11 protein-coding genes are annotated in these 12,003 nt (G+C 46.2%); 2 read left to right on the forward strand and 9 right to left on the reverse strand.

What is annotated here, in order from left to right; translation table 11 throughout:
• Nucleotides 1–54: 54 nt before the first annotated feature.
• Both WHS88_12330 and WHS88_12335 read left to right on the forward strand, forming a co-directional pair.
• A complete protein-coding gene (locus tag WHS88_12330) occupies nucleotides 55–687 on the forward strand; it encodes a terminase gpA endonuclease subunit (protein ID MEJ5260965.1) in 633 nt (210 codons plus the stop codon).
• A complete protein-coding gene (locus WHS88_12335; protein MEJ5260966.1) occupies nucleotides 675–1,133 on the forward strand; it encodes a transposase in 459 nt (152 codons plus the stop codon). Before WHS88_12330 ends, WHS88_12335 begins: the two co-directional genes overlap by 13 nt.
• 265 nt (nucleotides 1,134–1,398) lie before the next feature.
• Here WHS88_12335 and WHS88_12340 read toward each other — a convergent pair whose 3' ends face one another.
• The 9 genes from WHS88_12340 to WHS88_12380 all read right to left on the reverse strand — a co-directional run bounded on the left by WHS88_12340 (nucleotide 1,399) and on the right by WHS88_12380 (nucleotide 11,963).
• Nucleotides 1,399–3,774: an alpha-L-arabinofuranosidase C-terminal domain-containing protein gene (locus WHS88_12340; protein ID MEJ5260967.1), complete on the reverse strand. Its 2,376-nt coding sequence runs from the start codon at nucleotides 3,772–3,774 to the stop codon at nucleotides 1,399–1,401.
• Nucleotides 3,775–3,873: 99 nt separating this feature from the next.
• Nucleotides 3,874–4,491, reverse strand: coding sequence for a DUF1573 domain-containing protein (locus WHS88_12345; GenBank protein MEJ5260968.1), 618 nt, complete (start codon nucleotides 4,489–4,491; stop codon nucleotides 3,874–3,876).
• Nucleotides 4,492–4,823: 332 nt separating this feature from the next.
• Entirely contained in the window at nucleotides 4,824–5,282 is a 459-nt protein-coding gene (locus tag WHS88_12350; GenBank protein MEJ5260969.1) for a hypothetical protein, read from the reverse strand.
• A gap of 65 nt (nucleotides 5,283–5,347) precedes the next feature.
• Nucleotides 5,348–6,058 carry an ankyrin repeat domain-containing protein gene (locus WHS88_12355; GenBank protein MEJ5260970.1) on the reverse strand — a complete coding sequence of 237 codons (711 nt, stop codon included), beginning with the start codon at nucleotides 6,056–6,058 and terminating at the stop codon, nucleotides 5,348–5,350.
• 16 nt (nucleotides 6,059–6,074) lie between these two features.
• A complete protein-coding gene (locus WHS88_12360; protein MEJ5260971.1) occupies nucleotides 6,075–6,941 on the reverse strand; it encodes an RHS repeat-associated core domain-containing protein in 867 nt (288 codons plus the stop codon).
• Between the two features lie 122 nt (nucleotides 6,942–7,063).
• Entirely contained in the window at nucleotides 7,064–7,438 is a 375-nt protein-coding gene (locus WHS88_12365) for a hypothetical protein (protein ID MEJ5260972.1), read from the reverse strand.
• 26 nt (nucleotides 7,439–7,464) lie between these two features.
• Nucleotides 7,465–8,448, reverse strand: a complete 984-nt coding sequence (locus WHS88_12370) for an RHS repeat-associated core domain-containing protein (GenBank protein ID MEJ5260973.1) — start codon at nucleotides 8,446–8,448, stop codon at nucleotides 7,465–7,467.
• Nucleotides 8,449–8,572: 124 nt separating this feature from the next.
• Nucleotides 8,573–8,995: a hypothetical protein gene (locus WHS88_12375; protein ID MEJ5260974.1), complete on the reverse strand. Its 423-nt coding sequence runs from the start codon at nucleotides 8,993–8,995 to the stop codon at nucleotides 8,573–8,575.
• Nucleotides 8,996–9,005: 10 nt separating this feature from the next.
• Nucleotides 9,006–11,963: an RHS repeat-associated core domain-containing protein gene (locus WHS88_12380; GenBank protein MEJ5260975.1), complete on the reverse strand. Its 2,958-nt coding sequence runs from the start codon at nucleotides 11,961–11,963 to the stop codon at nucleotides 9,006–9,008.
• Nucleotides 11,964–12,003 lie beyond the last annotated feature (40 nt).

Below are 12,003 nucleotides of genomic sequence, written 5' to 3' on the forward strand. Positions count from 1 at the left end.
TGAATCCACCTTAAAACAACCCGTTTTCTGTCTTGACAATGGGTAGGGGTTTAATTGACCGAGGAGAAACTGGGCCGCTTTTACCGTCGGGAAGATGGCCTGGACATGAAGATTGACCGCTGCCTGATCGATGCCAACTGGGGCCAAAGCACCGATGTGGTTTATCAGTTCTGCCGGCAGTCGAAATTTGCCGGGATTGTCCTGCCCAGCCACGGAAAATATGTCGGCGCCTCATCGATCCCATTTTCTGAATACAAACGCAAAAAAGGAGACCGCGTGGGGCTGCATTGGCGGATTCCCAATACAGCTAGTAAACACGCCGTTCGCCATGTCTTAATCGACACCAACTACTGGAAGAGCTTTGTGCACGGGCGCCTGGCGGTAGCGATGGGTGATCCGGGAGCATTATCACTATTCGGCAGGGACGAAACTACCCATCGTCTGCTGGCCGAGCATCTGACAGCTGAATACCGCATCCAGACAGCGGCACGGGACCGAGTGGTGGATGAATGGAAACTGAAGGCCATCCGGCCCGACAACCACTGGCTGGACTGCTTGGTAGGCTGCGGGGTAGCCGCGTCAATGGAAGGCGCTAAATTGTTTGGAACGGAGGCCGACCGGGAAAATCGGCCTGCGAAGATTCGACTCTCCCAGATCCAGAAAAGCAGGCAACTATGCAGGACGTAAAAACGAAAACGCTGAAAGGATTTGTTTGTCGGGCATGCGGCGGGCGAAAGTTCAAGGTCATCTATACCCGGGCCGGTCACTACACCCGGAATCTCCACACCAAGGCCCGGGATGTCATTGCCAAGCTGGAGGGCATGAAGCTGTCCAGGGCCGCCGAGACGGTGCGGGAGGGCGTGGAAGAGACGCTGACGTACTTCGGCTTCCCGCGGGAGCATCACCGGCACATCTACACGAACAACCCGCTGGAAACGATCAACAAGCAGATCCGCCGGCGGACGCGGGTGGTCGGATGCTTCCCGGACGGTCACAGTGCCCTGATGCTGGCAGCGGCCCGGCTGTGGCATATCGCCGGAACGCAATGGGGTCTCAAGCGGTATATGAACATGGACCGACTCAAGGAAATGAAACGACAGCAGCAGGAAAAACAGGAGGTCATGGCCGGATAGACCGATAACTGTTGCCACCCCCGGCGGTGGCAGGCAAGGCAAGAGAAATGATCAAGGAAAGAACTATCAGAAAAAGTGCGAAAGATTCTTGACAGTCCCGGCATTAGGCCCGCCGGACGGCCAATTATTATTGTTTGGATAAGACTTGGACAGCAGAAAATGGAGAAACGAAAAAAAGACGGCAACCTGAATTTAAATAATGGAAAAAGTTGTCCGAAACAGACGTTTCGGCAAAGAATTTACAGAGATAATCTACGATTACAGATTATCTTGGACAGCAATGGTTCAGTGTATATTTAAATAATGTAATGCTAATCGATGGTATCTCATATATATCAGGAAGAGAATCTACGACTTGTTTTTGAATTAGAATCACCGGTTCTTTCCCGGGTTCATTAAAGTCTTTCCTGCCTTTCCCGGAAATTACATACGACTCCATCTTGTCATAAATACTGAATGGGTGAATGTCTATTTTAAGTTTTTGCCGATATTCTGTTGGATTCACTATTCCAACAGTAAGAAAACGTTTATCCCCAGACAACGAGGCAAAAACATCCAAAGGAGCATCAATTCCCTCCACCCGAATCGGAAGAGTTCCCATGTGTTCCCGATATAATTTTAGAACTAGACCTGGTACATCAAATATCGCACCGGTTTTCGATGTTTTTATAGCTCCGAGTGCATTGACTGCCTGGGCATAATGTGCTATTGGAATCAAATCGCTATTCCGAAAGATCCCGTGCAAACCAAGAGCGATGCCAGGTGCATCCTCCAGAAAATATTGGGTCCCTATCTCTCCGTATCTTCTGTTTTCTTTCCAATATCCCCATTCATCTAAGATAAGGAAAATTTTTTTATCCTTCAGGGATGGAAGATTCACTTGGTATTCTCGATAGGTATCTGTGATATAACGAACCACCGCAGCAATCGAGTTTGCATGATTAAAAAGATCTTCTGACCCCTTCCGATAAAAATTGTCGCTGATGAAATCCATATGTTCGGTACATCTCAATAACATTGTTTTTCCCCAGATCCCTGTTCGTCCAACAGCTACAACTTGGATGGCAGGATCAACATCCTTCATGGCTTTTACCATCCGATTGTGCTTCTGAGCATAAAGATCCAATGAAATATATCCTTTTTGGTGAGTCCCCCACATTTCATTGCCCACATAAAATAATTTTACACCAAATGGTTCGGGGTGGCCATTCTGGGCTCGGAGTCTACCCATAGCCGTAGATGTTGAGCCATTTACATATTCCACCAATTGAGCCGCCTGCTCGGCTCCCTCCGTTCCTGCGTTAACCGCAAGAGCCGCTGTTGTGTTAAGAATCTTACAGAAGTTCATAAACTCATGAATCCCAACATCATTATCTTCAATCCCCATCCAATGTGGATTTTTTTCAGGCGGCCGAAGATCCCGCTCTCCTAGGCCAGCAGTCCAATCATATCCACTCACAAAATTTCCCCCGGGCCATTTATAGATAGGCGAGTTAAGCTCCTTTAACAGCCCAAGTACATCCCTGCGCCACCCATTAACATTATCAGAAGGCATCAAAGAAACACATCCGATTTTAAAGACACCTCTTCCTTGACTGATAATTTCCAGACGACCTTCATTTGTTGTTATGCCTGCAGTAAAGGCCAAAGGAATCTCTGTATACTTTTCGGATAGTTTGTAAATGGCTATTGAATCCCTCTGCGTCTTTTTGTCCCCCCAAATTAAGCTGACCAGGATTGGAGCGGCACTTTGTTCCCCTGCTAAATAAATCCGACCGGTATACTGTCTCTTTTCTATTAGTCCCAGCTGGCCCTGTCCAATCCCATAAGAACCACCGTCGCCTTTTGCGAGAACCTGCGGAGTATGTTTGCCTACAAATGGGCGTTCCTCAGACATAATCACTGTTTCTGGCGGTCCGATTACATACCAGGGCGATCCGGCAAGTTCCGTATAAAAAGCATCCTCCGCAAATCCCTTTTGCCCACGGGGGAACCATCCGACAAAATGATCTTTGATAGGATAATAAAATTTGCGATCCTCAAGCATTTCGGCCCACAGCCCGCCATAGATGCACTTGCCTACATGTTCAACCAACTGGCCATAAACATATGGAGAAATAGGATGCCCTGTTTTCGATAGATCCAATCGAAGAAATATCGGCTCATCTCTTTGAGAAACAGGTTCTAATCGTATATCATCAAACCATGCTTTTCCCGAAGATGTTCCCCATCCACCCAATAAACAATTAACCATTACCTGCTTGCGCTCAATCGAATTAAAATAGACCTCAAGATAGGTCCAGTCTGTTGTCCCAACCAGGGCTTTTGTACGGATACCCTCCATCCCATGAATATTCAACAGAGCCCCTCGTCCTCTGTCCGCTTGGACCTTTTCAGTCTTGACCCAACCAGATAATCGGTACGTTGTATGCTCCTCCAGAGGGACTATAGCTTGCCAAGCAACATCGGCCCCATCTTCTTTTGAAGTAATCTGAGCACAGCACTGTCCCACACACCCTTCTGGAACAATTCGAAAATCCGCCTCGCCCGCCCATATCGCCGTCTTCCATCCTGTTGCCGATGAAACATCCGATTCTTCAAAAGACCCATTTCGAAGAAGACTTTCAGCTCCGCTATTCATGCTCCCCCAAAAGAGGGGTACCCATAAGGGAAAAACCCGTGGACAAAAAATCTGTCGAATAAATTGCATGGCTTCTCCTGATTGTTCCTGCTGCAGCTTTTAGCCGCCGGTAGATTTGTTCAACTGCCGGAGGTATTTCTTCAGTTCTGGAGACAGAGTGCCCCGGGACGGCCGGATTTCCTGAAGTGACAATGGAGAACTGGACTGGAGCATCTGTTTGGATTTGCGGGAATCAATTACCTCGGCAGATACCCACAATTCAATCTTGGGACGAATCGGGTCATTCGAAAAAACAAGAATGCGTTTTCGAGACTTCCCGAGAGAATCAGCAACGTACGTTACGGTAATCTCTGAGGATTGACCGGGCTTAAGGATAGTGTTCGGGGCCTCTATAACCGTACAACCACAAGAGGTGGAAATATTTGTAATAACCAGGTCCTTCCCTCCCTCGTTGAGAAATGTGAAAAACCCAGTGTTTTTCGACCCCATTTCCACTCGGCCGGAATCATATTCTGTAGAGAGAAAAACAATCAGCGGTTCTTCTGACCTGCAGGACTCCTCACAAGCAATCGGAAATGGAACCAATTGCGGGGATTGACAACCTCCCAGCAATAGGAATATCAGGAATAAAAGAAACTCATTTCTATTCACCATTCTCGCACCCAAATAGAAATCCATCATCAACACCTCATCAAGATCGTTGCCGAACACAAACATCCGCAAATCGCTCTCCGTACCGCCGCTATTGACCGATGTCCGCAACAGTACCCGCTGGACCTTGTAATACATTGTCAAACAGCATCAATCAAAAAGAAGGTCTGATTCAGTTCTTCCTCTTGTCTCATTCGGATCATTGGTGTGCTCACTTTTCATAAAACGCCCTCGATGATACCCGAGATAATAGTCAGATAATAATACACTGCAGACACAAATTATAGAAATCACAGCAAAGATTTTGACTTTTTTGAAATGTATCTCATCTCGCTGCTTTCCTGTGGTCTGCCAATCTGTTAACGGTCATCTATTTCCGCTTTGCATTTTTCATTTCTTCATACCATCTCAATGAGATCATAATTATACATTCGTCTTAACGTTGGCTCCATTTTTCGGTTGTAAGGACCACTGAGCAAGAAAATCTGTTCATTCGTTCCTCTTTTATATAATTTTTTATCCTTCACAATAAAGTCATCTATTTTCACTCCATATAAAATTTCAAATCGTTCAAGGTATACAGGCCATTTCTCCCACTTATTTTTCTGGTCACAAGCGGTCCTTACATAGCATGTTGGCACCCCGTTTTCAAATTCAATTCTGATATACCCTTTATCAACAAGTTCTTGTTCACTGTCAGGGAATCGGCCGTTTTCACGGATAAAATCTGAAATCAGTTGTTCAATTGACCACGCCCTTCCTTGGTACATTTGATTTACAAAAGTACCGTGCATTACAAATAGAACCATTATCAAAATAAAGAACCCGATAGCGTTTTTGATAATATTTTTGTTCATATCGTTGATCTTAGGGATATGTCCTGGACATTTCGTGGGCGATTCTTCCAACAAAATCTCTGTCTTTAATTTTCTCCGTTTTCACCAAATTTCTTCTGAAAAAATTGAACAATATCCTCTTTTTTAAAAGCGATTGCTAAATCATATGGAGTATCATCCATATCATCTCTGGCCTTTATATCTGCCCCAGAATCAGTCAGAATTTCTACTGCATTCATATCACCATTGATGACTGCCTCATGCAAGGGTGTGGAACCCGACGGATCCTTTGCATTGACATTGGCTCCTTTTTGCATTAGCAGCTGCAGGATGGCAATCGGGGCACGAGATAGAATGGCCAAATGCAGCGGGCTGTATCCGTTCGCATCTTTCTGATGGATGTCTGCCCCCTTCTCTATCAGCATTTGCGCCATTTCAAAGTACGAAAAAGACAGAGCATAGTGGATAGGAGCATTGCCTTCCTTATCAAGAGCATCAGGATTCAGGCCGGCGTTGATAAGATAGTCAGCAATTTTGACATATTCCCCATAATCAAGTGCGCCTTTTTTGGCATCATTGGAACGGAAACATTTGATCTTTGCCAACAAATGTAAAGCGCCCATTCCCTGCTTTGTTTGTCGAATATTTGCTCCGGACGCAACCATTTTTTCTACGGCGGCCAAATCGGCATAGAGCAAACGTTCAAGAAAAGAGCCTGTATGGAAATAATAGAGGCATAGTCCTGATGTCAATACAAAGCAGATACTGATTATGCCCCATTTCTTGATTGTATTCATTTCTTTGCCCTATCTGTTATCTCTTGGCTGACCTACACACCCATCTCCCTTCACACCACCCCCCAAGCCACTGGGGGAGAATCCAATTTTCAACGTATAAATCATCACAGCCGCATACGTATACCCATTTCCCAGGGTTGCTTCGCGCAATAGAAATCGCAATCCGTTCTAAATTTCTGGGGTCTCTTCCAACATAGCACATTCTCAGCCAAACTTTAATGACACAACAATACGGTCCATTTGGCATATGAACTCTGGGTAAAAACAGGGTCATATGTTTGCCGCTTCCAATGTAGGCATTATAGTCATCCTGATATCCATGCCCATATACATGTACAGTATCGATACAATTCGTTTGTTTATCCCATTCTGTTTTTGTATATTTTTTAACAAGGTCCGCGTTTGTCATATACCCCTGTGGGTCTAAATATATTATTGGGTTACTTTTGATATATTCATACAAATTCATCCCATCTGTGTATTGGGCCTGAGCATCAAATGGACTTACAGATTCGCCTGCCGGATTGATCCCCAGCGGGTCCCGCTGCAGAAACCTCCCGGTATCCGGATCATAATACCGTGCCCGATAATACATCACCTGCAGATTCCCGCCGTCCAGCCAGTCTAATTCCCGCCCCGTGAAGGCGTAATAATTGCCCCAAATCTGGAGCGAACTCGGCACCCAGCCGGCTGTATATTGCCTCCGCCGGCCGTAGGCATCGTATTCATACCGCACCGATACCGTCCCGCTCGAACTAAACAGCACCGCCGGACTGTACAGATGGTCATGCCCGTAGAAATACTCCGTCCCCGTCGGCAGCCGCATCATCAACACCTCATCCATATAGTTGCCGAACACAAACATCCGCGAATCGCTTTCCACCCCGCCGGAAACCTGCGTCCGCAGCAGGACCCGCTGGACCCAGTATGTCCACTGTCTGGAACCTTTAGCTGGTCAGATACAGTTTTTATTGCCACATTGTTTTTTGGTTTGACTTGCTGCCACTATAAGCGCTTAATTGTAGATTCCTTCGCAGTCAACACTACACCGGTGCCACTTTGTATATCGGTTATTTCTTTTATATACAACTGTTTAGGATCCCAAGGAGGACTACATAGAACAAAGATATTTCTTCCATTAGAGTCAATAAAAAGAACACTAAGCAGTTTCCATTCTCCATCGGTCCATTGCTCCATGTAGATACGAAGATTCGGTTCTGTGGCATTGGATGTTTGATAGACGTATTCATGACCTTCGCGCGGGAAAGGATGGCCTAATGGCACTTTCGGTTTGGTATATTGGATAACCACAAAAATGAAAAGGAAACTTAACAAAAATGTCCATCCTATGAAGATCAAAATAAAAACTTTTATATTCATATCATTCTATCCTTTCATGAAAACAATCATGAGCGATTTGCTATCCGAGGAGGATCAGACATATCGGGTGGAAACTGAAATCGTCCGATATAATTTTTCCAATTATCTCCTGAACAGAAGTCTATTGATCCGCAGCTGTCCCATGCACGCTTGAGGCAGTATTCTTCTTGACTTAATCCAGGCGGCGGATTTGAACAAGAACCACCATAATAATATGCCTCAAGTTCTTTTCTCATGCAATGGCCACAATTTCTACTTAGGTCGCACTGAATGGCATGAATCAATTCATGCATAAGAACTTCTTTGATTTGACTGGCACGGATATTTTCATTGCAGACAACAATTTGTTTTCTCTTGGTATGATAGTAGCCCATCGTGTCATCAGAACATTTGCCGCACTGTATTTTCTTCAGACAGGGCTTCATGTTCCTATCACGGCTTTTCTGGGCTTTCTGATATAAATCTCGAACTTGAAAATCTCTGCCGAGAAGCCATCTTACTGTATATTCACAACAAGAACTTGCTACCGTTAAACCATATGGATCATTATTCGTCAGCGGTCTTGACTTTCCATACTCATACCCATTCATCCCATCCGCGTACTGCCCCGTCGGGTGAAAGGGATTTCCATTCCCGCCGGCAGGGTCAATCCCCAGCGGGTCCCGATGCAAAAACCGCCCCGTGTCTGTATCATAATATCGCGCCCGGTAATACATTACCTGCAGATTCCCGCCGTCCAGATAGTCTAACTCCCGCCCCGTGAAGGCGTAATAATTGCCCCAAATCTGGAGCGAACTCGGCACCCAGCCGGCTGTATATTGCCTCCGCCGGCCGTAGGCATCGTATTCATACCGCACCGATACCGTCCCGCTCGAACTAAACAGCACCGCCGGACTGTACAGATGGTCATGCCCGTAGAGATACTCCGTCCCCGTCTTGCCCTGCGCCAATAACACATCCGCTTGACGTAACTTCCCTACAATCTCTGTACCACTTGCACTTTTTGCCATGTCCGATAACCTTTCACCAAAACAGTCCTATCCAGACTGCTTCTGTCGGCTATCCTCTCATCCAACTTGGTTCAAATTTCGGGGAGCATGCCAAAGGTATACTCTGAATTTTAGTTACACTGCTTTATCTTCTATTTACGCTATCATACTGTTCTGGTATTTCCCAAATGGACGGCCGTATGTAATTTGACCTGGAACTTATCTCTTCTAATTGCATAACTGTGCCTTCAGAATAATCTTGACCTTTAAATTTATAAGCTGTCCAGTGTTTTGGGGAATTAGGAGAATGCGTTGTAAATCGTAGAGTATTATCACTCTCGTCCTTAAACAATACCGACAGACTCCATGTCTCATCAGACCATTCTGTGGCATAGACTATAATTTTAACTTGACCTCCATTGGGTTCTCGAGCGCCATAAATTTCCTGTCCTATGGGACGTGGATGGCTAATTACTTTTTCATAATTCTGATAGGGATCACTGGTTTTTGCAAGTAACACCACAATAAGAATTAAACATAACATCACAATAGTAATATTCTTGATCATCCTGACATCCTCAATCTTTTTCCCTAGGAGGGTTCGAGGGTTGGGGGGGAAAAGGTATCTTGCCATAATAATCAGCAGGCCCCTTCCCGCTGCAGCTTGATACTCCAGCGCAGCTTCTCCAGGCAGCATCAACACAGTCGATATCTGTTGTACAAGATCCATCTGTATAATATGCTTCAACTTCTTTTGCCATACAACGGCCACATGAATAGCTATAATCGCATTGGATTGCATGAACCAATTCATGAATAAGAGTTTCTAACACTTGTGGCCTCGTAAAACCTGGTCCTTCGTGTGTGCATAGTACAATGATTTTTTCTTTTGGATAGTATGCTCCCATTTGACCTGCTGGGCATGGTTTGCATTTGATTTCTTTAAGGCAAGGCTTGCCATTTAAATCATAGGACTTTCTTGCTTTATCATGATATGGTCTAACTCTTGGATGAGTAAGAAGGTGGGGCAGAAGTGCCTCGCAACAGGCCTTTGGCATTAAACCATCGGTATCAAGGTATTTTACCGGATTTGATTTGGTATATTCATAGATATTCATTCCACTTGCATATTGCCTTTGCACCTTAAACGGATTCTCTTTCCCTCCAACCGGATTTGCCCCTAAAGGTTCCCGCTGCCCAAACCGCCCCGTGTCCGCATCATAATATCTCGCTCGATAATACATTACCTGCAGATTCCCGCCGTCGAGAATATCCAGCTCACGGCCGGTGAAGGTGTAGGGATTGCCATACAAGCTCGTAGTTCGTGGTTCGTAGTTCGTAGACAAAACAATGACCTTACCGTAAGCATCGTATTCGCAGCGTTCCTGCACACTGCCGGATTCGTCGAACAGGCAGACCACACTATACAGATGGTCATGCCCGTAGAGATACTCCGTCTCCGTCGGCAGCCGCATCAGCAAAACCTCATCCACATAGTTGCCGAACACAAACATCCGCGAATCGCTTTCCACCCCGCCGGAAACCTGCGTCCGCAGCAGGACCCGCTGGTCGTCATAATAATACCGCTCGGCCGTATTGCCCTGCGGATCGGCCTTCTCAATCCGCCGTCCAAGGGCATCATAGACATAGACGGCCAAATTCACATCCGACCCCTCATCATACACCCCGTTGGCGTTTAAATCTTTATAAATCTGCACAAGCCGGTTTTCATAGTCATAGATATACCCGTACCCCCGGTGGTCGCGAATCAGATTGCCCGCATCGTCATAGTTCACAGCCGTTCCGCAGACGGAGGTATATTGATTGACTGCCGTATTGGGTCCATAGCTGCAGGTCGTCCCCATACGGCTATCCTCCACACTGTCCCGATTGCCCAGCAGGTCATAATCAAAAGTCTCTGTTCCGGCAGTCCCCGCTTGGTATGTAGCCTGATAGAGACGATTGAGACCATCGTAGAGAAAACTATTGGCAATCGACTGGCTGGGTCTGTGTAGATATTCCTGCTGCAGAATATTGCCATTCTCATCATACGTATATTCGAAATCCACTCCGGCACCGCCGTTATTAACCGTCCTCAATCTCTCCACCCGTCCGTAGTCATCATAATGGGCAGTATGAGTCACATTGGCAACCGGATATAACCGGCTTGTAACCATTGCTCCTGCATACCCATAATCAACCAGGGTAGTGCCGGAACGTTGGATCATATCTACCTGGCCCAGCGATGTGTAACTATAGATGTATTGAGTTGAGGAAATATCGGGATAAGTAATCTTGATTGGTCTTCCAACCTGATTGCGTTCATAAGTGATTGTCTTGGCGGTATTGTCTTTGATTTGCTGTGTGGTAGACTCCAGATAGCCCAAGTCATTATAAGTAAATTCGATAGCACTGATGGCATCCTCATCGGCAAGCGTGCCTTTCTTGGCCGTAAGCATAAGGCCACGGGCATCATAAGTATAAGTTTCTACGATAGTAGGATTGGTTGGGTGATCTTGCTTCTTGAGCAGATTGCCCCGCTTATCGTATTCATAGACAGTCACAATCCCTCTTTGGTCGGTCCGCTTGGTGGGGCGTCCAGCCGCAGCAGGGTCTTGATACTCATAGGCAATCGTTTTGTTGTCCGGATAGGTAATCTGGATTACCCGGCCTGCTTTATCATAGGTATATAGGGTCTCCTGGACACCATTGGCGGGATTGTTGTCATCATCCGCAATGATTTTTTTCAGATTCCCCAGCCGGTCATACTCATAGCAAGTTATGCGGGCCAAACCTCCGGCATCCTCCGTCTTTGTAATCATTTGACCAAAGGAATCATATTCATAGGTCGTGAGATTGCCTTTCGGGTCTGTCTGGCTGACCTTATAACGGCCTTTGTACGCAAACGCCATGTGAAGATCCCCCGTTGTCGTATTCGGATTCCCATCTGGATCAGAGATGTCGGCAACCAAACGTCCATAACCGTCATATTCCATTTTGTGATAGACGGACACAGTGGGGCTTTGGCCATCTCGGTCGGCAAAGTGATACGTCGCCCGAAATGTCACTTGCCCTGCCGCATTGTAAATGACATCCTCTTCGTACCGCGGCTGCGAGGCATCACTGGGAGCAAAGCCCTTCCGAATCAATGTCGGCAATCCTCGACCGCTACCGTCGTGAGCTACATCCGACAGACTCCAAGTGCTGTCTATCACTTCACCGGTATCCCCAATACCGCGGCTATAAGTGACCATATGGGTCCCCTTATCGATATGATCATATTCTATGACTTGAATGGTAACCTGATCAACGGCGGTATCATAGCCCTCTGTATTGGCAGCATCAGCCATCAGGACACTTGTAACCATTGTGCCCAGATTGTCATATTCCATACGTCGCTGGGTAACCGAAATATCATTGTTTTCTCCAGGTGCAAGAACATCCGGTTCATCAACGGTCTGATACAATACACTTCGAATGACACGCCCCATCGAATCAAGCGTCTTGACTTCATAATTCTTTTGCGGGTTGATCATCGCAACCTGACGCCCCGCTGCATCATAGAGATACCTAATA

It is taken from the genome of Anaerohalosphaeraceae bacterium, assembly GCA_037479115.1.
Lineage (GTDB): Bacteria > Planctomycetota > Phycisphaerae > Sedimentisphaerales > Anaerohalosphaeraceae > JAHDQI01.

What these genes read in the sequence shown, in the direction of transcription:
- WHS88_12335 (MEJ5260966.1), top strand. Translation starts at nt 675, where the DNA reads ATGCAGGACGTAAAAACGAAAACGCTGAAAGGATTTGTTTGTCGGGCA.
- WHS88_12340 (MEJ5260967.1), bottom strand. Translation starts at nt 3,774, where the DNA reads ATGAATAGCGGAGCTGAAAGTCTTCTTCGAAATGGGTCTTTTGAAGAA.
- WHS88_12345 (MEJ5260968.1), bottom strand. Translation starts at nt 4,491, where the DNA reads ATGTTTGTGTTCGGCAACGATCTTGATGAGGTGTTGATGATGGATTTC.
- WHS88_12350 (MEJ5260969.1), bottom strand. Translation starts at nt 5,282, where the DNA reads ATGAACAAAAATATTATCAAAAACGCTATCGGGTTCTTTATTTTGATA.
- WHS88_12355 (MEJ5260970.1), bottom strand. Translation starts at nt 6,058, where the DNA reads ATGAATACAATCAAGAAATGGGGCATAATCAGTATCTGCTTTGTATTG.
- WHS88_12365 (MEJ5260972.1), bottom strand. Translation starts at nt 7,438, where the DNA reads ATGAATATAAAAGTTTTTATTTTGATCTTCATAGGATGGACATTTTTG.
- WHS88_12370 (MEJ5260973.1), bottom strand. Translation starts at nt 8,448, where the DNA reads ATGGCAAAAAGTGCAAGTGGTACAGAGATTGTAGGGAAGTTACGTCAA.
- WHS88_12375 (MEJ5260974.1), bottom strand. Translation starts at nt 8,995, where the DNA reads ATGATCAAGAATATTACTATTGTGATGTTATGTTTAATTCTTATTGTG.
- WHS88_12380 (MEJ5260975.1), bottom strand. Translation starts at nt 11,963, where the DNA reads ATGATCAACCCGCAAAAGAATTATGAAGTCAAGACGCTTGATTCGATG.